Raw genomic sequence first — 23483 nt, forward strand, 5'->3', positions numbered from 1 at the left:
AGGACGTGATCCTGTCGATCATCGGCAAGATCGGCGCGGCGGGCGGCACCGGCCACGTCATCGAATATACCGGCGAGGTGATCCGCGCGCTGTCGATCGAGGGGCGGTTGACGATCGCCAACATGTCGATCGAGGGCGGCGCGCGGGCCGGGCTGGTCGCGCCCGACGACACGACCTTCGCCTATTTGAAGGGCCGGCCGCTGGCGCCGGCGGGCGATGCTTGGGACCAGGCGGTCGAATGGTGGCGGTCGCTCGCGAGCGATCCGGCGGCGGTGTACGACAAGGTCGTCCGGCTCGACGCCTCGGACATCGCGCCCGCGCTGACCTGGGGCACCAGCCCGGAAGACGTGGTCCCGATCACCGGCGTGGTGCCCGAGCCCGACAGCTTCGCCGACCCATCGAAACAGGCGGCGGCGCGCAAGTCGCTCGACTATATGGGCCTGACGCCGGGCACCGCGATGCGCGACGTCGCGATCCAGCATGTCTTCATCGGCAGCTGTACCAACAGCCGGATCGAGGATCTGCGCGCCGCCGCATCGGTCGCCAACGGCCGCCGCGTCGCCGATGGCGTGCGCGCGCTGGTGGTGCCGGGGTCGGGGCTGGTCAAGCGTCAGGCCGAGGCCGAGGGGCTCGATCGGATCTTCACCAGTGCAGGGTTCGAATGGCGCGAGCCCGGCTGCTCGATGTGCCTGGCGATGAACCCGGACAAGGTGCCGCCGGGTGAACGCTGCGCGTCGACGTCGAACCGCAATTTTGTCGGGCGGCAGGGGCCGGGGGCGCGGACGCACCTCGTCTCGCCCGCGATGGCCGCAGCGGCGGCGGTGACCGGGCGTTTGACCGACGTGAGAGATATAATGGGGAGAGCATCGTCATGAAGCGCGCATTGGTCCTGTTGATCCTGGGCACCCTGGTGAGCGGCGTCGCCGCCTATGCTGCGACGACGCGGATCGTCACGCAGCCTGCGACCACCACCAAGGGCTGAAACCGATCATGAAGACCGCGATACTCGCCGCGCTGTCGGCGGTGGCGCTGATGGCGCAATCGACGCCACCCGCACCGGCCGCGCCCGCGGTGAAGCTGTGGCGGCTGGATTGCGGCACGGTGCAGGTCAATTCGCTCAACGCGTTTTCCGACACCTATGCCTATCCCGGCCAGTCGAAACGCCTGACGGCCAGCTGCTATCTGATCAAGCATGGCGACACCTACATGCTGTGGGACGCCGGGCTGCCCGCCGCGCTGAAGGGCGCCGCGACCGATCCCAAGCCGGCGATGTCGCCGACGCTGGCGACGACCTTGCCCGAACAGTTCGCGCGGATCGCCGTTGCGCCGTCGGCGATCACGATCCTCGGCATCAGTCATTATCATTTCGACCATATCGGGCAGGCGCCGAGCTTCTCCGGCGCCACGCTGATGATCGGCAAGGGTGATCATGATGCGCTGAAGGCGGGCCAGCCCGGGGTAGACGGCGGGCCCCTGAAGTCTTGGCTGACCGGCGGCGGCAAGGTCGATCCCGTCAACGGGGACAAGGACGTGTTCGGCGATGGCAGCGTCGTCATGCTCGGCATGCCGGGTCACACGCCCGGCCATCACGCGTTGCTGGTGAAGCTGCCGCGGACCGGCTTGGTCATGCTGACCGGCGATCTCGCTCACTTCACCGAGAATTACGATGGCGACGGCGTGCCGCCGTTCAACACCGACCGCGCCGACACGCTGGCGTCGCTGGCGCGCTTCAAGGCGGTCGCGCGCAACCTGAAGGCACGCGTGATCATCCAGCACGAGCCGCGCGACGTCGCCAAGCTGCCGGCCTTCCCTGCGGCTGCCGACTGATGCAGCCGATCACCACCGTCTCCGGTCGCGCCTATCCCTGGGGGCAGAAGAACGTCGACACCGACGTGATCATCCCCGCGGCGTGGCTGAAGACGATCACCCGCTCGGGGCTGGCGCGCGGCGCGTTCGAGACCGTGCGGGCGCAGCCGGACAACATCTTCGACGACGCGCGTTATTCTGGCGCGCCGATTTTGATCGCGGGCGACAATTTCGGGTGCGGGTCGAGCCGGGAGCATGCTGCCTGGGCACTGATCGACATGGGCATCGTCGCGGTGCTGGCGCCGAGCTTCTCCGACATCTTCTCCAGCAACGCGTTCAAGAACGGCATCATCCCGGTGGTGCTGCCGCAACCCGCGATCGACCGGCTGATCGAGGTCGCGCGCGAGCACCCGATCAGCGTCGATCTAGAAACCATGTCGGTGACGACGCCGTTCCAGGATCGCTTCGCCTTCGACCTCGACCCGTTCCGTCGCCAATGCCTCATGGAAGGACTGGACGAGATCGGCCTGACACTGGCAAGGGATACCGCGATTTCGAACTTCGAAGGCGCGGTGAACGAACATCGCCCTTGGCTAAGGCAGGAGAGGCGATATGCGGGCGTTGCTATCGAGGGCGATCGGCGGACCTGAAACTCTGGAAATGGCGGAGCTGCCCGATCCGGTCGCCGGTGCGGGGCAGGTCGTGATCGCGGTGAAGGCCTGCGCGATCAACTATCCCGACGTCATCATCATCGAGGACAAATACCAGTTCAAGCCGCCGCGCCCGTTCGCGCCGGGCGGTGAAATCGCCGGCGTGGTCGAGAGCGTCGGCGATGGCGTGACCGGCTGGTCGGTCGGCGACCGGATCATGGGCACGATCGGCCATGGCGGGCTCGCCGAGAAGATCGTGGTCGACCCGTCGCGGATGTACCGGCTCCCCGAGGAGCGCAGCTTCGCCGAGGGCGCGGCGCTGATCCTGACATACGGCACCACGATCCACGCGCTGCTCGACCGCGGGCATCTGAAGACGGGGCAGACGCTGCTGGTACTCGGCGCGGCGGGCGGAGTCGGGCTGGCGGCGATCGAACTCGGCAAGGCGTTCGGCGCACGAGTCGTCGCAGCGGTATCGTCCGAAGAGAAAGCAGCGGCGGCTCGCGAGGCTGGGGCCGACGAGACGCTGATCTACGGGCGTGCACCGTTCGACAAGGACGCGTCGAAGGCGCTGGCCGAACAGTTCAAGGCGGCCGGCGGCAAGGCCGGGTACAACGTGATCTACGATCCGGTCGGCGGCGATTATGCCGAGCCGGCGCTGCGATCGATCGGCTGGGAAGGGCGCTATCTGGTGGTCGGCTTTCCTGCGGGGATCCCGCGGCTGCCGTTGAATTTGACGCTGCTCAAGAGCTGCGACGTGTGCGGCGTGTTCTGGGGTGCCTTCGCGGCGCGCGACCCGAAGGCGAACGAGGCGCATGTCGAGCATCTGTTCAGGCTGTGGGCCGAAGGCAAGATCGCGCCGCGCGTGACCGAGCTGTTCCCCTTCGAACGCGGCGGCGACGCCATCGCCAAGATGGCGGCCCGCGGCGCGATCGGGAAGCTGGTGGTGGAAGTCGGCTAGGGCGTAACGGCGTCAGCCCAGCCCATTCCGTTCGTCCCGAGTAGCCATCGAGTAGCCCGTAGGGCGTAGCGAGATAATGTATCGAAGGACAAGTTGGGCGCGTGGGAGCTGTACCTCGATACGGGCTCTCGACACGCCCCTGCGGGGCTACTCGATCCCTCTTCGGTACGAACGGGTGAAGTAGATGTCTTCCTGCTTCGACGGCGACGGCAGGGGTGCCCGTGGCTAGCCTAGCCTCAGACGATCAAGTAGAGCGCCATGCCGATCATCGCCCAAAGTAAAATCGAAATCACGATACCGAACACCGCGCCGGCCATAGCGGGCGGACTGGTCCGGTTCTTGTCGACACTCATGCCTGCAACGATGGGCATGTCCATGCTGGCTCTCCTAGATGACAGGCGTCTTATGCGTCCGTTAAGGATGATATAGCTTTGCCAATCCTTTAGTTCCAGCCCCGATTTGCGACTTGGCACAGCGGTTGCACTCCGTTGCGCCGCTCGCGGCGCCCACCTATGTATTCGACGCGGTGGAGCAGCAGGGGAACGCCACATGACGACCTTCGACGAACGCGAACAAGCATTCGAAGCCAAGTTCGCGCGCGATGAGGAGATGGCGTTCCGGATCATCGCGCGACGCAACCGGTTGCTGGGGGTGTGGGCGGCCGAACTGATGAAGCTGACGCCCGAGGAGGCGGATGCCTATTCCAAGGCGGTAGTGCATGCCGAATTCGAGGAAGCCGGCGACGACGACGTGGTCCGCAAGCTGCTCGGCGATCTGACCGCGGCGGGCATCGATGTCGACGAGGTCACCGTACGCCGCGCGCTCGACGAGCAGTCGGTCGAGGCGCGGCGCCAGCTGATGGGAATCGATTGACATGCCGATGGCTGCCGACGAAATCGCCGCGATGATCCGCGTCGCCATCCCCGATGCCGAGGTCGAGATCACCGACCTTGCCGGCGACGGCGATCATTATGCGGCGCGCGTCGTCAGCCCGAGCTTCGCCGGCCTGTCTCGCGTTAAACAACATCAAGCCGTCTATGCCGCGCTCGGCGGGCGCATGGGCGGCGTACTCCACGCGCTCCAGCTCACCACGGCAACATCCTGAGGACCAACGACATGACCGACGAGACCGACGCCAACGCCCGTATCGATGCCATCGTGAAGGCGAACCCGGTGGTGCTGTTCATGAAGGGCAGCCCGCTATTCCCGCAGTGCGGTTTCTCCAGCCGCGCGATCGCGATCCTTAATCACCTGAACGTCGATTTCGAAAGCGTCGATGTGCTGCAGGACCAAGGCGTGCGCCAGGGTATCAAGGCCTATTCGGACTGGCCGACGATCCCACAGCTCTACGTCGGCGGCGAGTTCATCGGCGGGTCGGACATCATGATGGAGATGTACGAGAGCGGCGAGCTGGCGACGTTGTTCGAGAAGAGCGTCGAGGCGAACTGACGCTGCTCGGCCGACCGGGCCGGGTGAGGGTGGACCGTCGCGAGACGGTTAGCGGACGGTCCACCCTGCTGAAGCGAGCATGCTCGGCAACGTGAGCGACGATGCACCGGGCGTGCCAAGGTTGCTGGGTGGCGGGTTTCTGCGGCGTTCGGTGGTTAACCGGGCTCGGCACGGGGGCCGGAGTGTAAAGGTGGCCGACGCTTGTTCGGCTCACCGCCACCGTGCTCCCGCGGAAGCGGGAGCCCAGGGCCAAGTAGGACCGGTCCTGTCGCGTTGCTCTGCCCTGGATCCCCGCGTGCGCGGGAACACGGAGTACCGCGAGGCCGTCAGCAGTCTCACCCCGGCGAAGGCCGGGGCCCAGGTAGACAGTCTCCCGTGGCAGCGCGTTGAGCTTCCTTACCTTCTATGCCCTACTAGGCCCCGGCCTTCGCCGGGGTGGTGTCAGGCACGGGGTGGCTCGCGGTCGATCGCCTCGGCCCATTGCGTCATCCCCGCGCAGGCGGGGATCCATACTGGCTGGTTTCAGTATGTCAGCCGCAACGCTTGCCAGTCTGGATTCACGCCTGCGCGGGGATGACGAACAAGGTGACGAATTCTACTTGCTGACATCCCGCCCCTAGACTCGTTCGCGACTAAGTTGATACGCCATAGCCCCTCACCTGAAGGGGAAGGGAGAGCAAACCTGTTCGCGGACGGCTCTAAACCGCCGCAACCGTCTCCAGCGCCTCGCTTGCCGCCAGCCACTTCGCCTCGACCGCGTCCAGCTTGACCTGCACCTCGGCGCGGCGTTTGTTGAGATCGCCCATCGTCATCCGCGAGAAGCGTGGCTCCGCACCGGCCGGGTCGGCCATCGCGCGTTCGATGGCATTGCGTTCCTTCATGTGCCGCGCGGTCTCGTCCTCGAGGTCGCGGATCGTCCTGCGCAGCGCGGCATCCTTGTCGCGGGTCTCGGCGGCGGCCTTCTTCTCGGCCTTGCGGTCTGCCTTGGACGCGCCCGCCTTGTTCGGATCGCCCTTCAGGATCAGCGCGATGTAATCGTCGAGGCTGCCGTCGAATTCGCGCGCGGTGCCTTCGTCGACCAGCACCAGCCGGTCCGCGGTGAGTTCGAGCATGTGGCGATCGTGGCTGACCAGCACCACCGCGCCGGCATAGTCGTTGAGCGCCTGGACCAGCGCTTCGCGCGCGTCGACGTCGAGATGGTTGGTCGGCTCGTCGAGGATCAGCAGATGCGGCGCGTCGCGGGTGATCAGCGCCAGCGCGAGGCGGGCGCGCTCGCCGCCCGACAGCTTGCCGACCTTCGTCGTCGCCTTGTCGCCCGAAAAGCCGAACCGGCCGAGCTGTGCGCGGACCGCAGCCGGAGTCGCGCCCTTCATCATGTGGGTCATATGGTCGAGCGGGGTATCCTCGGTATCGAGTTCCTCGACCTGATACTGGGTGAAATAGCCGACTTTCATCTTGCCGGTGGCGTTCATCTCGCCCGCCATCGGCGCGAGCTGCGCCGCGAGCAGCCGCGCCAGCGTGGTCTTGCCGTTGCCGTTACGACCGAGCAGCGCGATCCGGTCGTCCGGGTCGAGCCGCAGGTTCAATCGCTTGAGGATCGGCGTTTCGCTGTAGCCGACCGACGCCATGTCGAGCGTGATGAGCGGCGGGCGCAGCTCGCTGGGGTTGGGGAAGCCGAACGACAGCGTCGGATCGTTATAGGCGTCGGCGATCGGCTGCATCTTGGCGAGCATCTTCTGCCGCGACTGGGCCTGTTTCGCAGTCGATGCGCGCGCGGAGTTCTTGGCGATGTAGCTTTGCAGCTTCTCGCGCTGGACCGCCTGGTTGGCCCGCGCGGCCTCGATCTGCGCGAGGCGTTCGGCGCGCTGGCGCTCGAACGCGTCATAGCCGCCGGGGTAGAGCGTGATCTTGCCGCCCTGCAGGTGGAGAATGTGGTCGACGACGTTGTTGAGGAAATCGCGTTCGTGGCTGACGACGACGATCGTCGCCTTGTAGCCCTTCAGGAAATCCTCGAGCCACATCACCGCTTCGAGATCGAGATGGTTCGAGGGCTCGTCGAGCAGCAGCAGATCGGGTTGCGAGAACAGCAGGGCGGCGAGCGCGACGCGCATCTTCCAGCCGCCCGAGAAGCTGTCGAGCGGCCGCGCCTGCATGTCCTCGTCGAACCCCAGGCCGAGCAGGATCTGCGCGGCGCGCGCGGGGGCGGTGTAGGCGTCGATCGCGATCAGCCGCTCGTAGAGGTCGCCGAGGCGATCGGGATCGTCGCTGGTCTCGCTCTCCGCCATCAGTGCGGCGCGCTCCGTGTCGGCGGCGAGCACCGTCTCGAACGGGGTAGCGTCGCCGTGGGGCGCTTCCTGCGCGATATAGCCGATGCGGCTGCCGCGCGGCATGTCGGCGCTGCCGTCGTCGGGTTCGAGCATCCCGGCGATGACCCGTACCATCGTCGACTTGCCGGCGCCGTTGCGGCCGATCAGCCCGACACGGCTACCCGGCGGCAGCGACGCGGTCGCGCTGTCGAGGATGACCCGCCCGCCGAGGCGCACCGTGATACCGTTGAGGTTGAGCATCGCGCGCCGTTAGCAGATGCAGCATGATTTGTCGAAGGGGTGGCGCGTGCCTGCGTCACCCCGATCGTGCGTCGATCAGTGGACGAAGCGCGCCACCACGTCGCGGTAGCTGCGCGACACCTTCACGCTCGCGCCCGAGTTCAGCACCAGGAAGCATTCGCCATTGGTGTGCGGCTTGACCTGCTTGACCAGATCCAGGTTGACGATCGTCGAGCGGTGCACCCGCTGGAACCGGCGCGGGTCGAGGCGCTTTTCCAGATCCTTCATCGTCTCGCGCAGGATCAACGTGTTGTCGCCGGTGTAGATGCACATGTAGTCGCCGGCGGCGTCGATCCGCTCGATGGTGTCGACGTCGACGCGGAAGATCTGGCCGCGATCCTTGATGTTGATCAGCTTCTCGAACCGGTTGGCGCTGTGCTCCCCGCCGCCGCTGCCGCCATCGGCCATGTCGGCCGCGGCTTCGGGTGCGACGTCGGCGAGAACCTCGCGGAGCTTCTCGACCTCCTCGACGCCGCGCTTCTCGTTCAGGCGCTGGCGGACGCGGTCGAGCGTGTCGGCGAGGCGGCTCTCCTCGACCGGTTTCATCAGGTAATCGACTGCCTGCGCCTCGAACGCGCGCAGGGCGTGATCCGAATAGGCGGTGACGAAGACGAACAATGGTGGCTCGACCTCCATCAGCCCCTGCACCACGGAAAAGCCGTCGAAGCCGGGCATCTGGATATCGAGGAAGACGAGGTCGGGTTTCTGGGTCTTGATGGCGCGGATCGCTTCGCGGCCGTTGGAGCATTTTTCGACGATCTCGACATCGTCATGTACCTGGAGCCTGAGCTCCAGTCCCTGGATGGCTAGTGGTTCGTCGTCCACCAGGATGGTTCTGATCGTCATGCAGCCTCTCTACTCAGGTCGTCGAGCTGGAACGGAATCTCGATCTCGACCGAGAAACCGCCAGCGGGCGCGGTGCGTGTCTCGAAGCGCTGGTCCGGGCCATATGCCTGCACCAGCCGCTCCCTTATATTGGCAAGCCCCACGCCGGTTGAAAGGCTTGGGCTAATCCGCGTCTCGTGCAAGCCCGGCCCGGTGTCGGATACGGTGATCTGCACGCGTTCCCCGGCCAGCCGCACTGCGACGCTGATTTCGGCGCCTTCCTCCTGCGGAGTGACCGCATATTTGATCGCGTTTTCGACCAGCGGCTGGAGCAGCAGCGACGGCAATCGTGCGCGTTCGGCGCTGGGATCGATCTCGAACACGGTGCGCAGGCGTTCCTCGAACCGCATCTTCTCGATCTCGAGATAGAGCTTCAGCGTCTCGACCTCCTGCAGCACGGTGACGTGCGCGGTAGGTTCGTTGGCGAGGGTGTAGCGCAGGAACGACGACAACCGGCTGAGCATCGCATTGGCGCGCTCGGTCTGTTTCAGCAGCACCAGCGTCGAGATCGAGTTGAGCGTGTTGAACAGGAAGTGCGGATTGAGCTGATAGCGCAGCATCGCCAGCTGCGCCGACGACGCCTGGGTCTCCAGATGCTGCATCTGGTCGATCTGTTCCTCGACGATCAGGTAGAAGTTGATGCCGAAATACAGCGCCGACCACCCCGCGATGAGCGTGAAGCATACATACAGCGTGCCGAGCATCCGCCCGATCGTCACCCCCGGATTGGTCGATTGGAGCAACGAGAAGGTGAAGGCGTCGATCGCGGAGAACACCAGCACCGCGGCGACCAGCGTGAAGATCGTGAGCAGCAGGCCCGTGACGCGCGGCAGCCGCCGGTAATAGCCGTAGAGCGCGGACAGCAGCAGGGTGATGCAATAGCCGGTGATCGCCTCGACGATCACCAGGATCAGCAGGTCGAGCGACGGCCCGTTCGAGATCGACGAGGCACCGCGCAGGACGAGATAGCCACCCCACCCGACCGCCTGCAGCGTCCAGAAGGCACGGCTCTTGTTCTCGAAGAAGGGGCGCACCGACAGGCGCGGCGGAGGGGCGGGAAGGGTCGCCATGCGCATCGCCCTACACGCCGGAAGCGCGCGGCGCAAAAAGAAGCCGCCGCTCCCCAGTGGGAACGGCGGCCTGGATCGAAACGGAAGGCGGCGCTTAGAAGGAGAAGCGGGCGCCGACGCGGATCAGGTAGAGCGAGTTCGAGATGCTCGCCTGGCTGGTGTTCGGCGTGCGGAAGCTCGAATAGCGATACTGCGCGCACTGCTGGGTCGGCGCCGTATTCGGCACACCGGCTGCCGACAGGCACGAGACCTGAACAACTGCGGCATATTGCGGGAAAGCGAGCTGGCGCAGGCCACCCCAATCCTTGTTTAGCAGGTTGGGCAGATTCTCGATATCGCCGAAGATCGAGATGCGCGAGCCGCCGATGAAGGTCGGCAGTTCCTGCTCCAGATGGAGATCAATGCGCGTGAAGGCACGATTACGCGCGATGTTGCGTCCCGCGATCCGGCCGCGATAATCCTTCAAATTGGTCTTGCTGATCAGGTCCTCCAACGAGTCCTGCGTGGCTTGGCTGTCGTAGCTGACGATCGGATCGGTCGTGCTGGACGGCACGTACAGCAGGAAGCGCTGGTCGGAGTTGGTGCCGAGGTTCGGACCGGCAATCGTCCCGAACACAGGCGAGCGTCCGTTGACCGCATTCTGCATCGTGTAGCTGAACGGGCGTCCCGCGCGGGTTTCGCCGAACAGCTGGAAGATGGTCTTGTAGTCGCCGAAGAACGCCCGTTCGAAGCCGACATTGTACTTGAACGCCCACTTCGTCTGGTCGCCCGAAATGCCGTAGGTGGCGTTGTTCGGGTCGCTCATCGCCACGTTCAGATAGTTCGACGAGGCGGTCGACGACGTGGCCGGGCTGACGTCCTTCACGTCCTGGTAGCTATAGCTGCCGCCGAACGAGAGGCCGAAATCGTAGGTCTTGTCGAAGTGAACCACGGCAACGTGACTGCGGCCACGCGAGGTGTTGGTGAGCAGGATGTCCTGGTTGGTGTCGCCGAAGCTCGTCAGGCCGTTGTAGCGCGGACGGCCATCGGGCAGCAAGCCGATCTGACGCGAACGGAGATCGGTGAAGGTCACCGCCTGGATCGTCTTGGTGTAGAGATAGTTCACGCCGACGTTGAAGCCGAACAGCGTGTAATCCGCGGACAGCGTGTACTTCGCGACCGATGGCAGCTTGAAGTCGGGATCGAGCGCGTTCGTCGGTGCCGTCGCCAGCGCGGAGGTGGTCCGCGACAGGTAGGAGTCGACCGATGCGGGGATCGTCGTTCCGGTGACGCCGTTGAGGCCATCGGTGCAGACCGCGCTGTTCGCCGCGACATTGTATGGGCTGTTGCAGGTTAGCGTCGCCTGCGAGCCGGCCACCGCTCCCGGCGCGGCGGTCGCACGCGTAACGGTAGCGATCCGGTTCGAGAGCACGCCGGTGTTGGAGTAGCTGTTCGACAGGTAGATGTCGGGCGAACCGCCGCCGAATACGGAGGCGCCCGCACGTACGCTCAGGCCGGGCAGCGGCTTCCAGATGGCGCTGATCCGCGGCTGGAAATTGTCCAGGCCCTTGTACGTCTTGGTATTGTAGAAGCCGTAGCGACCGAAGAACGCGTCGTTCTGCGCGACCGGCGAACGCATCGCGTACAGGTCGTAGCGGATGCCATAGGTCAGCGTCAGCGCATCGCTGATGCTCCATTCGTCCTGCGCACCAAAGGTGTATTGCTGGTACTTGAAGTCCGCCGCCGCATCGCGCGGGTTGAGCGATACCGCATTGGCGTAATCAAAGTTCGACGCGGAGCGGTTCTGGAAATCGGCGATCGAGTCGAAGTAATAGGCGCCGTTCAGGCGTTGCAGGAAGTAATTGAAGGTACGGTTGGCGTTGACTTCGGCGAGCAGCTTCACGTCGTGCGCCCCGGCCGAATAGCGCGCCTGGAACGATCCACCCCAAGTGTCGAAGAACAGCTCGTTCGCCTGTCGGCTGATGTCCGGGCCGAACACGATGTTAGGATTGCCGGCACCGCAGGCGCTGACCGAGTTACCGGTCGCAACCACACTCGTCGGCGCGGTGCAGACCGTGAACTGAGCGAAGTCGTTGCCGAGCAGCGAATCCGATCCGACCTTGTTGCTCTTGTAGATGAAGCGCGTCTCGGTCGAAAGCTGGTCGGTCCAGTCGGAGTTCAACTGCGCGATGCCGGCCCGAAGCAGGACGCTGCGCTGATAATAGTTGGAGGCCAAGCCGATGCCCGGAGTCGTTGCGTTGGTGCTGGTGCCCTGCGCGACCGTGCTCGATTCGTAGGCGTTGATGTAGGACAGCGAGAGACGCTGACCGGTCGTGACGTTCCAATCAATCCGGCCGACGATCTTCTCGTCCTTCTGGTTGTTGATCGAAAGAAACGCGCCGGGATTGTAGCCATAAACGCTGTTGGCGATCGCGGTAACCTGATCGACCTGCGCCTGGCTTGCACCGGGGACCTGCGTGATCGCGGTCGTGCCAAGCGGACGCGGATCGGTGTTGCGTTCCGCCGAGACCATGAAGAACAGCGTGTCCTTGATCAGCGGCCCGCGAAGCGTTGCGCCATAGGTCTCCGACTTGTAGCTCGGCAGCGTCAGGGTGTTCGACCCGATCTTCTTGCCCTGCAGCTCGTCGGTGCTTTGCGAATAGAAGCCGGTGCCGTGGAACTCGTTGGTGCCCGACAGCAGGACGGTATCGATCGCGCCACCCTGGAAATTGCCCTGCCGAATGTCGCTCGGCGCGATGGACACCGAGAACTGGCCGATCGCATCGAACGGGATCGGGCCACGACCAGTGGGGTTGGCGTCCGAATTGAGGCCGAACTGGTCGCCGACCTGAACGCCGTTGATCGTGAAGCGGTTGAAGCGCGGATTGACGCCCGCGAACGAAACCGCCCGGGTGTTGGTGAGGTCGAGCGACGCGAGGGGATCGCGGCGCGCCAGATCGCGGACGTCGCGATTGACCGACGCAACCTTGCGGATGTCCGCCTGGGTCAGGACGGTCTGCGGCCCGCTGCTCTGCTGGACGCCGGCGCCGCGGATCGAAGAAGCGGTGACGACGATGTCACCGCCAGCGTCGTTGCCGGCGAGTTCGATCGGCAGATCGAACGGCTGCTGCGCGACGGTGAAGATGTCGGTGACCGAGGTGTTTCCCGACGGGCTCGTGACGTCGACGGTGAAGGGGCCACCGACGCGCAAGCCGGTCTGCACGAAGTCGCCATTCGCATCGGTCGTCGTCTCGGCGCGCGTGCCCGACGGCACGTTCGTGATCACCACCGTCGCGCCGGCAACGGGCGCGCCATTGGCGGTGACCGAACCGCGGATCGAGGACGTCGTCTCCTGCGCCGCGGCGGCGACCGGCATGATCAGCGCGACCGCGGCCACGCCCAGGAATAGGTTGTTACGCATGCTAAGAATTTCCCCTGCGAGCCTGTGCTCTGGTTCCGCCGTCACCCGACCGGATGCCCGTGCCCCTGCACGCGGATTATTTCGCTTCAATGACAGAAGCGAGTCACGATTCCGCGATTGTGACAGTCGATTATGGTGCGTTGCAAAAAAGCCACGCTAGCTGACGGTCAGGCGGTCGCTGCGACCAGATCGTTCCAGGCTGCCTCGTCGATCACCGCGATGCCGAGGTCGGTGGCCTTCTTCAGCTTCGAACCCGCGCCCGGACCGGCGATCACCAGGTCGGTCTTGGCCGACACCGACCCTGCGACTCGCGCGCCGAGCGCTTCGGCCTGCGCCTTCGCCTCGTCGCGGCTCAGCGTTTCGAGGGTGCCGGTAAACACCAGCGTCTTGCCGCTCACGTCGGAGGCGCGGGTCTCGTGGATCACGTCGGCGGGCGTGATCTGGGTGAGGAGATCGTCGAGAGCGGTGCGATTATGCGCCTCGGCGAAGAAGTCGACCAGCGACAGCGCGACTTCCGGGCCGACCCCCGGGGTCTCGACGATCGCGGCGAGCGCCTTGGCGGTGCGCGCGAGGAGCTTGTCGTCGCTCTCGCCGACCGCGCAGAGCATGTCGTCGCGGGCGGCGACCGCAGTGTTCAGCATCTCGGTCAGCGCGGTCCAGCCGCGCCAACGGCGGGCGATGTCGCGCGCGGTGATCTCGCCGACGTGGCGAATACCCAGCGCGAATAGGAAACGATCCAGCGGTGGCCTACGCTTGGCGTCGATCGCGGCGATGAGATTGCGCGCGGAGACCGCAGCCCAGCGTTCGCGGGCGAGCAGCGCTTCTTCGGTGAGGCGGAAGATGTCGGCGGGGGTCGCGACCAGCCCGTCTCGGAAGAACGCCTCGATCGTCGTGATGCCGAGCCCGTCGATGTCGAGCGCGTGGCGCGACACGAAATGGCGCAGCCGTTCGACGCGCTGCGCGGGGCAGATCAACCCGCCCGAACAGCGCCAGTCGACCTCGCCCACCGCGCGATCGGCGGCGGACCCGCATTCGGCGCAGTGGGTGGGGAAGGGCCAGGTGCCGCGGGAATCGTCGCGTGACAGGTTTTCGACGATCTGCGGGATCACGTCGCCGGCGCGCTGGAGCACCACGCGGTCGCCCGGCCACACGGCAAGCCGCGCGATCTCGTCGGCATTGTGCAACGTCGCGTTGGTGACGACGACGCCACCGACGGTGACCGGCGCCAGCCGGGCTACCGGGGTCAGCTTGCCGGTGCGGCCGACCTGGATGTCGATCCGCTCCAGCGTGGTCTGCGCGCGCTCCGCAGGGAATTTATGAGCGATTGCCCAGCGCGGTGCCTTGGCGACCTGACCGAGCCGGGCCTGCCAGTCGAGCCGATCGACCTTGTAGACGACGCCGTCGATGTCGAAGGCGAGGTCGGCGCGGCGTGCCTCGATATCGCGGTACACCGCCAGCGCTGCGTCGATATCCGCGACACGGGCGAAGCCGTCCGCGACGGGGAGCCCCCAGTCCCGGACCGCCTCCACGACCTCGGTCTGGGTCTCGCCCGGCAGCGCGCTCGTCTCCCCCCAGCCGTGCATCAGGAACCGCAGCGGCCGTGCGGCGGTGACGCCTGCATCCTTCTGGCGCAGCGATCCGGCGGCGGCGTTGCGCGGGTTGGCGAACTGGCGCGCGGTCGCCGGATCGTCGGCCTCCGCAATCAGGCGCGCGTTGAGCGCCGCGAAGTCGGCCTTGGCCATGTACACCTCGCCCCGGACTTCGAAGATCGCGGGCGCATCGGCGGGCAGGCGTTGCGGGATGTCCGCGATCGTCGCGACATTGGCGGTGACGTCCTCGCCGACCTGTCCGTCGCCGCGGGTCAGCGCCTGAACCAGCACGCCGCGTTCGTAGCGCAACGAACAGGACAGCCCGTCGATCTTGGGCTCGGCGGTGAGCGCGACCGGCGCATCGTCGGCGAGCTTGAGGAAGCGGCGGACACGCGCGACGAACTCGACCACGTCCGCGTCGGCGAAGGCGTTGTCGAGGCTCATCATCGGCCGGGCATGCGCGACCTTGGCGAGGTGACCAGCGGGGGCAGCGCCGACCGATCGGCTCGGCGAATCGGCGCGGACCAGCGCGGGGAAGGCCTGCTCGATCGCGGCGTTGCGGCGGACCAGCGCGTCGTACTCGGCGTCCGACAGTTCGGGCGCGTCGTCGGCGTGATAAAGCCGATTGTGGCGGGCGATCTCGGCTGCCAGGCTCTCCAGCGCGGCGGCGGCTTCGGTCTCGTCGGTCGGCAGCGCGGTCATCGTGTCGGATTAGATAGCGGGCGGCGGATCGGCAAGATGGTGCAGCCGTGGGTGTGGAGGGGCGTTGGTGCGTGGTGATGACGTGGATCAGCCACATAAATACCGTGCGGGTCCGGATACTTCCCGGGCGTTCGCGGTTGTCTTCCGGAACCGGAGACGCCCCCATGACCGACACCAGCCGACGCGACCTGATGAAGGGTGCCGCAGCGACCGGCGCGGTCGCGCTCGCCGCCTCCGCCCCCTCGCTCGCCCACGCGCAAGGAACCAAGCCGATGCAGAATCCCGCCTCGAAATTTCCCAAGCCGCCCTTCCCCGAACAGCGCCAGAAATGGCCCGCGCTACAGCGTGAGATGAAGCCGGTGCCCGATTGCGGCGAGGCGAGCTATCGCGGGTCGGGAAAGCTGACCGGGCGCAAGGCGCTCGTCACCGGCGGTGATTCGGGGATCGGCCGCGCCGCGGTGATCGCCTTCTCGCGCGAAGGCGCCGACGTCGCGATCAACTATTTCCCGACCGAGGAACCCGACGCGCAGGACGTCGCCAAGCTGCTCCGCGCCGAGGGGCGCAAGGTGGTGCTGATCCCGGGCGACCTGACCAGCGAGAAGTTCTGCGTCGACCTGATCGGCAAGGCCACTCGCGAACTCGGCGGGCTCGATATCCTGGTCAACAACGCGGCCTACCAGCAGTCGAAGGAGTCGATCGCGGAGATCACGTCGGAACAGTTCGATCGGACGATGAAGACCAACGTCTATGCGACGTTCTGGCTGTCGAAGACCGCGGCGGCGATGATGCAGCCGGGTTCGACGATCATCAACACCGCCTCGGTCAATTCGTTCAACCCCGGCGAGGAACTGCTCGATTACGCGACCACCAAGGGCGCGATCGAGATCTTCACCAAGGGACTCGCGAAGCAGCTCGCCAAGCGCGGCATCCGCGTCAACGCGGTCGCGCCGGGCCCGGTGTGGACCCCGTTGCAGGTGGCGGGCGGACAGTTGCCGGGCAAGATCGGCGAATTCGGGGTGGATACGCCTCTGGGCCGGGCAGGGCAGCCGGTGGAGCTGGCGTCGCTGTACGTGACGCTGGCCGATCCGCAGACGAGCTTCACAACCGGCAGCGTGTTCGGCGCGAACGGGGGGACGGGCTCGGTCTAGGGTCGTGATCGCCCCGGGTCGGTAGCGCAGCGCAGCTGTGCCAGCGACGCTTATGCTCCTCTAGCGGATCGTCACGAATGAGTGTCCGCATTCGGACAGATCGCGCAACGCCTCCTCTAGATTACCTCTTTGTGCTCCCGCGAAGGCGGGAGCCCAGTACTGGGTCCCCGCCTTCGCGGGGACACAAGGCTGTACCTGTCGAAGTCATATAAGCTGAGAACAGGTCCGGGATGACGAAGGCAACCGGGCGATAGTCAAGGCAAGTTGCACCGCGCCCGATCCACAGTCGTTCCCGCGCAGGTGGATACGGCATAGCCCCGACCCGACACTGGGTTCGGTAGTGCCGCAAGCGCATCGCTCGCGGATAGGCCCCACCCCCAGCCCCTCCATTGAAGGGCAGGGGCGTCACCTGTTCGCGAGCGACTCTGGAGTGGGATGACCTGCCACTGACCCACCCCGTCATCCCCGCCTGCGCGGGGATGACGGCGAGAGTGGCTGGTGCCACTTGAAATCGTCCGAATCTAAGTAGTGACCGCATAAATGCAGCGGGACTGGACAAAACGCCTACTGTCGCCGATCTGCTTGTCCAGATCGGAGTCCCGGATGCATCGTTTACTGTCGTCTTGCGCTGCTATGCTTATGGTTTGCTTGCCAGCACAACCTGCAAGCGCCGCCATTATCATTGAATCCTATCGGTTCTCTGCGACGACCGAAGGTCCGATCACGTCGTTCAGCGGAACGACGACACTGGCGATTGATGAGGACGACATCGCAAGCCGCGTTCTCGCGTTCGATCTTACTGTCGGTGGCACCAATTTCACGGCGGCTTTGGTCGGGGTGCAGACGTTGATCGGCGGACGAGTGGTGGTGCTCCAACCTTTGGCGGCCCCATCGGTGGGAACCGACGGGTTCCAGCTATTCTTCGTGCGTGACGAACTTGACGGCGCGAACTTCGGCTATACGCTGGCTACCTCTCGGGGCCCGAATGATGCCTTCGGCTTCACGAGAGTCACGGTCGAACGGATCGCCGACGCGGTGCCCGAACCCGCCACCTGGGCGATGATGATCGTCGGCTTTGCGTTGACCGGCGGAGCGCTGCGCCGCCGGCGTGCGTGCTCCAACCTGGGCGCTATCGTCAGCGGTTGATCGAAGGGCCGCCGAAGTCGAACCAGCCGCGGCGTTCACCGGGCGTGCGGACGACGCGGCGGGCGGTGCCGATGCGACTGCTCGGCGCCACCACCGTCTCGCGGCGCTCGATCACCGGATCCGACACGGGCGTTGCGACCGGGGCTGCGGTCATCGGCGTGGCTGCGACCGGTGCGGCAGCAACCGGAGCGGCAGCGACCGGCGGGGCGCTGGCGAGGCGCGCATTCTCACGCTCCAACTCCGCGATCCGGCGATCGGCGTCGGCGACCCGCGCGTCGCTGTCCTTGCGGACGCCCGCATGCGCGTCCCGCTCGGCGAGGTAGCGGTCCTTCCACTTGCGCCCGCCCGGGTGGCTGGCGAGCCCCAGCAGCCAGCCGGCGACGAACAGGCAGATCAGTGCCGCGAATTGGGTCGGGGTGGTGAAGAGCATCGTCGAACCTCCTGTTACGCAGGCTCAACGACGTGGCGCGGCTTTGGCTCCGGATCAGTTCTTGAAAGCGTCGGAGATCGAGCAGGCTGCAGGCCCGAGAATGACGATGAACAGCACCGGCAGGATGAACAGGATCAGCGGCACCGTCATGATCGCGGGCAGACGCGCGGCCTTCTCCTCGGCGCGCATCATCCGTTCGTTGCGGAATTCGGCCGACAGCACGCGTAGCGCCGACGCGAGCGGGGTGCCGTATTTCTCGGTCTGGATCATGGTCGTGACCACGCCCTTCACCGCGTCGAGTGCGACCCGCTGCGCGAGGTTCTCGAACGCCTGGCGGCGTTCGGTGAGGAAGCCGAGTTCGATCGCGGTCAGCGTGAATTCGTCGCCCAGTTCGGGATAGGCGCGGCCAAGTTCGCGGGCGACCCGGTGGAATGCGGCGTCGACGGTCAGGCCCGCCTCGGCGCAGATCACCAGCAGATCAAGCGCGTCGGGCAGCCCCTTGCGGATCGCGTCCGACCGCTTCTGGATCTTGTTCTTCAGGTAGAAATCGGGCGCCTTGTAGGACAGCAGGAAGCTGACCGCGACGATCCCGTAGCGCTTGAGCGGGGAATAGTCCGCGAACATATCGGTGCCGTAGACCACGTACAGCATCAGCCCGCCGAACACGATCGGCAGCACCAACCGCCCGAAGATCACCGCGACCGCCCAGTCCTTGGACCGGATGCCGGCTTGCAGCAGCTTGATCTGCGCGGCCTTCACCTGGCTGTCTTGCAAGACCTTCAGCGAAGACAGCATCGTCCGCATCCGGTCGGCGGTGTCGTTGCGCTGGACGAGCTTGGCGCGGCGCTTGGTCGACGCGGTGATACCGGCCTTCAACTGTTCGCGACGGTCGTTCAGCGCCTTCACGCGCTTCGCCATCGGATCGTGGACGGTCATGATCGCGTAGATCGCGAGCAGCACCGCGAACGCCGCGACGCCCGACAACATCGTCGCCACCAGGATGACATCGACCCCGAGGATCGTCGGTCCGGCCGTCTGGCCCATCATCTTACCTCAGATCTCGAAGTTGATCATGCGTGACATGATGAACGCGCCGAGCGACATCCACACCATGCCCCCCATGCCTGCGACCATCAGCCGCTGATCGGCGAAGAAGCCCTGCATGTAGGTGTCGTTGATCATCCAGATCATGCCGAACACGATGAAGGGCAGCGATCCGATGATGTAGGCGGATGCCTTCGATTCGGACGACATCGCCTTGATCTTCAGCTTCATCTGGCCGCGCTGGCGCAGCACATGGGCCAGATTGGCGAGCGTTTCGGCGAGGTTGCCGCCGGTCTCGCGCTGGATGGCGATGGTGATGACGAAGAACTGGAATTCGGGCGTGCCGAGCCGGTCCGCGGTGTCCTGCAACGCCGCATCCATCGACCGGCCGATCTTCATCTTGTCCGACACCATCTTGAACTCGACCCCGACCGGGCCGTCGACTTCGGTCGCGACGACCGAAATCGTCTCGGTGATCGGCAAGCCCGAGCGCAGGCCACGGACCAGCAACTCGATCGCGTCGGGGAACTTGGCGGTGAACTTGGCGATCCGGCGCTTGATCATGTAGCCGACGACGAAATGCGGCAGCCCCGCGCCCGCGAACAGCCCGAGGAAGATGCCGAGCAGCAGCGGCAATCCCTTCAGCCAAAGCAGCAGCGCGACGACCACGAGGATGCCGAGGCTGGCCATGCCGTATTTACCGACGGTCCAGGGCTTGCCGGTCATCGCCAGCCGCTTCGCCAGCAAGGCCGGATTCGGCAGCAGCCGGCCCACCGCGAGATCCGCCGCGGTCTTGTGATTGGCCTTCACGCGACGCAGCTGCGCGTCGGTGACGACCACGCCCTCGACATGCCGCGCGCGCACCGCGGTCAGCCGGCGGGTCTGCGCGCGCGCCGGGGAGGGGCCCGCGAACGCGAACATGATCATGCCCAGCACGGCGAGCGCGCCGGTCGACATCAGCAGGAGCGTCATCAGGTCCATCGGCTCACCCGTGTCCGGTCTTGTCGCCCGCGGGGCTCACGGCGGCGATCACGTCTTGGCCGGCCGCTTGGACAGCAGCGCGCCGAGGCCCATCTTGCCGATCAGCGACTTGCCCTTGGCGTCGGGCTTGCCGCCACCCGCCTCGGTCGCGGCGGTTTCGCCGGTGTCGAGGATCCGCTGCGCCAGCTGGACGATCTGGGCGACGGTCTTGCCGTTCTTGCCCGCCTCCGCCAGCGGCTTGCCGAGCTTCGCCGCCTGCGACGCCAGCTTGACGTCGAACGGCACGACAAAGTCGATCTTGCGCTCGATCGATCCCTCGAAATCCTTGCGGCTGATCTCCGGCTGTCCCGATGCATGCATCTTGTTGGCGAGCACCGCGACGTTGGTCTGCGGTGCGTTGGTCTTCAGCCACGACAGGAGCCGGATCGTGTCGCGCGCCGCCGCCAGCGTGAGTTCGGTGACGATCACCGCCGCCTGGACATCGCTGATCAGATGCGGGTGCTGGACCAGCATGCCGCGCGGCAGATCGACGATCGTACATTCGAACGCTGCCCGCATCTCCTCCTGCAACTGGTAGAAGGCGGTGCCGTCGGTGAGCAAAGGTGAGTTGATCGGTGCTTCCGCCGACAGCACGGCGAGCTTCTCCGACGCCTTCACCATCGCGCGTTCGATGAACAGCCCGTCGATGCGGCTCGGGTTCTCGATCGCATCGGTCAGGCCGCGGCCGGGCTCGAGATCGAGCGTCAGCGCGCCGGTGCCGAAATGGATGTCGAGATCAAGCAGCGCGGTGGCGCGCTTCTCGCGGTCGGACATCAGCCAGGCGAGCGACGTCGCTATCGTGGAGGCGCCGCAGCCGCCGCGCGCGCCGATCACCGCGGTCGAGAAATGCGGCCGGTCGACCACCGCGTCGGCGAGCTTCGGCGCGTTGAGCATCGCCTGCGCATGGCTGAACGCCTCGCGCAGCATGTCTGGATGAAGCGGCTTCAGCAGGTAATCCTGGATCCCGCTGGCGACCAGGTCGCGGTACAGCCGGACGTCGTTGACCTGCCCCGACGCGATCACCACCGTGCCGGGCTCGCAGACCTCGGCGAGCGCGTTGATGTCGTTGAGCGGATCGCCCGATTCGGCGAGATCGACGAACAGGATCAGCGGCGAGGCGGAAACCGACAGCGACTGGATCGCATTGCGCAACCCGCCCTTGTTGATCTTGTCGAGCGACCAGCCGAGCTCGGCCGCAATCGGGCGGATCGCCTCTGCCGTGGTCTCGTCGCAGACGTAGGCGACGAAGGGCTCGCGGGTGCCGGCGCCGACGGATTTCCAGGGTGCGTTCATCTTAGTTGCCCTTCGAGCTTTCGGCCTTCACGATGTTCCCTTTGCCCGTCGTCGCAGCGTCGCGGTACGCATCGATCGCCTTGCGCGACACCGCCGGATCCTCGCCCTGCTGGATGGCGCGTCCGTGGACGAGATCCTCCGGGCGGGCGATCATCGCCGCGAGGTTCGAATTGACCGCGCAACCCTGGTTTGACGAGGTGTTGCTGTCGAACTCGTTGCTGGAATTGCGGCTATAGTCGGGGCAACCGGGGACCGACGCGCGCATGCGGCTGATCACGACGCGGATCGAACCCGGCGTGACTGCCGCCGCCGTGATCGGCGTTTCGCTGCTGAGCAACAGGCCATAGCCCGCGACCACGCCGGCGACTTCGCCGCGTGCCCGGGCGCCTTCGCGCGCGGGATCGTCGATCGCCACCTTGTCGCCGAAGCTCACATGCATCGAATCGAGCCAGCCCGTCAGCCGTTGGCGTTCGCCGACTGCAAGCCCGCCGCGCGCGGTCGCCAGGTCGAGCGCATAGTCGCTACGCGACACCACCGGCTGATGAACCGATTCCAGTCCGCGGTTCTGGGTGCCCATGCAACCCGCGACCAGCATGGCCGGGAACAGCGAGGCGAGGAGGAGCGTACGCTTGATCATCGTGGCTTGACCTCGGATCAGTTGGAGAAGCCGGGCGCGGGGGTCGCACCCTTCTTCGACTTGGGTTTGTCGGCGACCTGGCTGCGCTGCTCGGCCGCCGAAGCGGGGAGCGCGGGGGCGTTGGCGCCGATCGTCGGCGGCGCGGTCTCGGTCGCCATCGTCGGTACGGGCCGGCGGGCGCCACTCACCCCGTCGCCGATCTTGCCCATCAGCACGCGGCTGAGATCGCTCGGTGCCCGATAGCCGTCGGTCGGCAGCGCGATGTCGCCCATATTGTCGACCGGCTTGACCAGATAGGGCGTGATGATCACGACCAGCTCGGTCTCGTTGCGCTTCCAGCCGTTTGAGCGGAACAGCGCGCCCAGTACTGGAACGTCGCCGAGCCCCGGAGTCTTGTCGATCGAATTGTCGTGTTGGTTCTGCAACAAGCCACCGATCATCATGCTCTGGCCCGATCCGAGTTCCAGCGTGGTCTCGACGCGGCGCGTGCTGAGTCCGGGAATGACCGAGCCACCGATCGTCACCGATCCGGCCGCGGTGAGCTGCGACACTTCGGGGCGGACGCGCATGCTGATCCGGCCGTCGGACAAGACCGTCGGCGTGAACGCCAGGCTGACGCCATATTGCTTGTACTCGACGCTCTGCCCGCCGAACCCCTGGCTGATGATGATCGGAACCTCACCGCCGGCCAGGAAGGTCGCGGTCTCGCCCGACAGGGCGGTCAGGTTGGGGTTGGCGAGCGTCGAGACCTGCCCGAGCGTCTCGCCGAGATCGATCGTGCTGAGCAGGTCGAGGCCGAGCAGCCGGCCGGCGAGGCCGAGGGTGGTGCGCTGCGCACCCTGTTTGAAGGTGTTCTGCACCGCGTTGGGGTTCGACAGCTTGCCGCTATAGGGATCGAACGGCAGCCGCACCGAATTGGCGGGAAGGCCATAGGAACTCGACACGTCGACGGTGGGGAGGCCCGCCGTGCTGGCGTTGGCGATCGTTCCGGCGTTGCCGCTCTGGACGCCGAACTGAAAACCGCCCGTGGTGTCGCGGCTGGTGAGGTTCGATCCGATGTTCTTGACGAAGCTGCGGCTCACCTCGGCGATGCGGACCTGCAGGTTGACCTGGAGCGGCGTCGCGGTGCGCAGCCGCGACAGGACCTTCACGGACTCGCCGACATAGGCCTGCACCAGCCGTTCGGCCTCGGCCGCATCTTCGGGTCCGGCAACGGTGCCGGTGAGCAGCACGAGGCCGTTCATCGGAGTCGCCACGACCTTGGCGTCGGGCATCGCCAGCTTTAGCATCGATCCGATCGAATCGTAATTGTCGCCGACCCGGACGGTCGTCGAATAGACCACTGCGCCACTCTTGGCGGTTGCGGAGATCGTCGTTTCGCCGGTCTTCTTGCCGAACACGTAGAGCAAGGTGGGCGAGCGTACCTGGACATCGGCGATGTCGGGATTGGCCACGAACACGTCGGACATCGGGCGCGCCAGCGTGATCAGGCGACCACGGCCGGTGTTGACCTGGAACAGCGAGGATCCCGAGCGGACCTGTGGAGTCTTGCTCGACTGGGCGGGCGCGGCGCCCGAGGCGACCATTGCGGCGGCGGCGAGTGCCACGGCCAATGGCGTGCCGATCGGGGCGAAGGAGATGCGCATC

21 protein-coding genes are annotated in these 23483 nt (G+C 65.9%); 9 read left to right on the forward strand and 12 right to left on the reverse strand.

Going from position 1 to position 23483, the window contains the following annotated elements:
- The 4 genes from ACFE77_RS08305 to ACFE77_RS08320 all read left to right on the forward strand — a co-directional run.
- The coding region (locus ACFE77_RS08305; protein ID WP_375421165.1) for an aconitase family protein at positions 1-875 on the forward strand (875 nt) is incomplete at its 5' end.
- Positions 876-990: 115 nt separating this feature from the next.
- Positions 991-1827, forward strand: coding sequence for an N-acyl homoserine lactonase family protein (locus tag ACFE77_RS08310; RefSeq protein WP_375421166.1), 837 nt, complete (start codon positions 991-993; stop codon positions 1825-1827).
- A complete protein-coding gene (leuD, locus tag ACFE77_RS08315) occupies positions 1827-2456 on the forward strand; it encodes a 3-isopropylmalate dehydratase small subunit (RefSeq protein WP_375421167.1) in 630 nt (209 codons plus the stop codon). Before ACFE77_RS08310 ends, leuD begins: the two co-directional genes overlap by 1 nt.
- Positions 2419-3417 carry an NADPH:quinone oxidoreductase family protein gene (locus ACFE77_RS08320; protein WP_375421168.1) on the forward strand — a complete coding sequence of 333 codons (999 nt, stop codon included), beginning with the start codon at positions 2419-2421 and terminating at the stop codon, positions 3415-3417. The genes leuD and ACFE77_RS08320 overlap by 38 nt, the downstream gene beginning before the upstream one ends.
- Before the next feature lie 236 nt (positions 3418-3653).
- On the opposite strand, the gene ACFE77_RS08325 is transcribed toward ACFE77_RS08320, so the two are convergent.
- Positions 3654-3794, reverse strand: coding sequence for a hypothetical protein (locus tag ACFE77_RS08325; RefSeq protein WP_375421169.1), 141 nt, complete (start codon positions 3792-3794; stop codon positions 3654-3656).
- A gap of 172 nt (positions 3795-3966) precedes the next feature.
- Here ACFE77_RS08325 and ACFE77_RS08330 point away from each other — a divergent pair, with 172 nt between their 5' ends.
- The 3 genes from ACFE77_RS08330 to grxD are packed head-to-tail and all read left to right on the forward strand — an operon-like array spanning position 3967 to position 4866.
- Positions 3967-4290: a DUF1476 domain-containing protein gene (locus tag ACFE77_RS08330; RefSeq protein ID WP_375421170.1), complete on the forward strand. Its 324-nt coding sequence runs from the start codon at positions 3967-3969 to the stop codon at positions 4288-4290.
- A gap of 1 nt (position 4291) precedes the next feature.
- Entirely contained in the window at positions 4292-4522 is a 231-nt protein-coding gene (locus ACFE77_RS08335; protein ID WP_375421171.1) for a BolA family protein, read from the forward strand.
- Between the two features lie 11 nt (positions 4523-4533).
- On the forward strand, positions 4534-4866 hold the full coding sequence (gene grxD / locus ACFE77_RS08340) for a Grx4 family monothiol glutaredoxin (RefSeq protein ID WP_375421172.1): 333 nt from the start codon (positions 4534-4536) through the stop codon (positions 4864-4866).
- 698 nt (positions 4867-5564) lie between these two features.
- On the opposite strand, the gene ACFE77_RS08345 is transcribed toward grxD, so the two are convergent.
- The 5 genes from ACFE77_RS08345 to ligA all read right to left on the reverse strand — a co-directional run bounded on the left by ACFE77_RS08345 (position 5565) and on the right by ligA (position 15118).
- A complete protein-coding gene (locus ACFE77_RS08345; protein ID WP_375421173.1) occupies positions 5565-7433 on the reverse strand; it encodes an ABC-F family ATP-binding cassette domain-containing protein in 1869 nt (622 codons plus the stop codon).
- A 75-nt stretch (positions 7434-7508) separates the two neighbouring features.
- Positions 7509-8318, reverse strand: a complete 810-nt coding sequence (locus ACFE77_RS08350) for a LytR/AlgR family response regulator transcription factor (RefSeq protein WP_375421174.1) — start codon at positions 8316-8318, stop codon at positions 7509-7511.
- Positions 8315-9427 carry a sensor histidine kinase gene (locus tag ACFE77_RS08355; RefSeq protein ID WP_375421175.1) on the reverse strand — a complete coding sequence of 371 codons (1113 nt, stop codon included), beginning with the start codon at positions 9425-9427 and terminating at the stop codon, positions 8315-8317. The genes ACFE77_RS08350 and ACFE77_RS08355 overlap by 4 nt, the downstream gene beginning before the upstream one ends.
- Before the next feature lie 94 nt (positions 9428-9521).
- Entirely contained in the window at positions 9522-12827 is a 3306-nt protein-coding gene (locus ACFE77_RS08360; protein ID WP_375421176.1) for a TonB-dependent receptor domain-containing protein, read from the reverse strand.
- Positions 12828-12994: 167 nt separating this feature from the next.
- Positions 12995-15118 carry an NAD-dependent DNA ligase LigA gene (gene ligA, locus ACFE77_RS08365; protein ID WP_375421177.1) on the reverse strand — a complete coding sequence of 708 codons (2124 nt, stop codon included), beginning with the start codon at positions 15116-15118 and terminating at the stop codon, positions 12995-12997.
- Positions 15119-15282: 164 nt separating this feature from the next.
- Between ligA and ACFE77_RS08370 the strand changes: the two genes are divergently transcribed.
- Together ACFE77_RS08370 and ACFE77_RS08375 are read left to right on the forward strand one after the other, a co-directional pair.
- Positions 15283-16266 (forward strand): SDR family oxidoreductase, encoded by a 984-nt coding sequence (locus ACFE77_RS08370; protein ID WP_375421178.1) that lies wholly within the window; start codon positions 15283-15285, stop codon positions 16264-16266.
- Positions 16267-16869: 603 nt separating this feature from the next.
- Positions 16870-17412 carry a PEPxxWA-CTERM sorting domain-containing protein gene (locus tag ACFE77_RS08375; RefSeq protein WP_375421179.1) on the forward strand — a complete coding sequence of 181 codons (543 nt, stop codon included), beginning with the start codon at positions 16870-16872 and terminating at the stop codon, positions 17410-17412.
- Here ACFE77_RS08375 and ACFE77_RS08380 read toward each other — a convergent pair.
- The 6 genes from ACFE77_RS08380 to ACFE77_RS08405 are packed head-to-tail and all read right to left on the reverse strand — an operon-like array spanning position 17402 to position 23482.
- Positions 17402-17842, reverse strand: coding sequence for a hypothetical protein (locus ACFE77_RS08380; protein WP_375421180.1), 441 nt, complete (start codon positions 17840-17842; stop codon positions 17402-17404). The two genes, ACFE77_RS08375 and ACFE77_RS08380, sit on opposite strands and share 11 nt — an antisense overlap.
- Before the next feature lie 54 nt (positions 17843-17896).
- On the reverse strand, positions 17897-18886 hold the full coding sequence (locus ACFE77_RS08385) for a type II secretion system F family protein (RefSeq protein WP_375421203.1): 990 nt from the start codon (positions 18884-18886) through the stop codon (positions 17897-17899).
- Between the two features lie 9 nt (positions 18887-18895).
- Entirely contained in the window at positions 18896-19867 is a 972-nt protein-coding gene (locus ACFE77_RS08390; protein ID WP_375421181.1) for a type II secretion system F family protein, read from the reverse strand.
- Positions 19868-19915: 48 nt separating this feature from the next.
- On the reverse strand, positions 19916-21199 hold the full coding sequence (locus ACFE77_RS08395) for a CpaE family protein (protein ID WP_375421182.1): 1284 nt from the start codon (positions 21197-21199) through the stop codon (positions 19916-19918).
- Position 21200: 1 nt separating this feature from the next.
- A complete protein-coding gene (locus ACFE77_RS08400) occupies positions 21201-21836 on the reverse strand; it encodes a CpaD family pilus assembly protein (RefSeq protein WP_375421183.1) in 636 nt (211 codons plus the stop codon).
- Between the two features lie 17 nt (positions 21837-21853).
- Positions 21854-23482 carry a type II and III secretion system protein family protein gene (locus ACFE77_RS08405; protein WP_375421184.1) on the reverse strand — a complete coding sequence of 543 codons (1629 nt, stop codon included), beginning with the start codon at positions 23480-23482 and terminating at the stop codon, positions 21854-21856.
- Position 23483 lies beyond the last annotated feature (1 nt).

The sequence above is a fragment of the uncultured Sphingomonas sp. genome (assembly GCF_964243315.1).
GTDB lineage: Bacteria > Pseudomonadota > Alphaproteobacteria > Sphingomonadales > Sphingomonadaceae > Sphingomonas.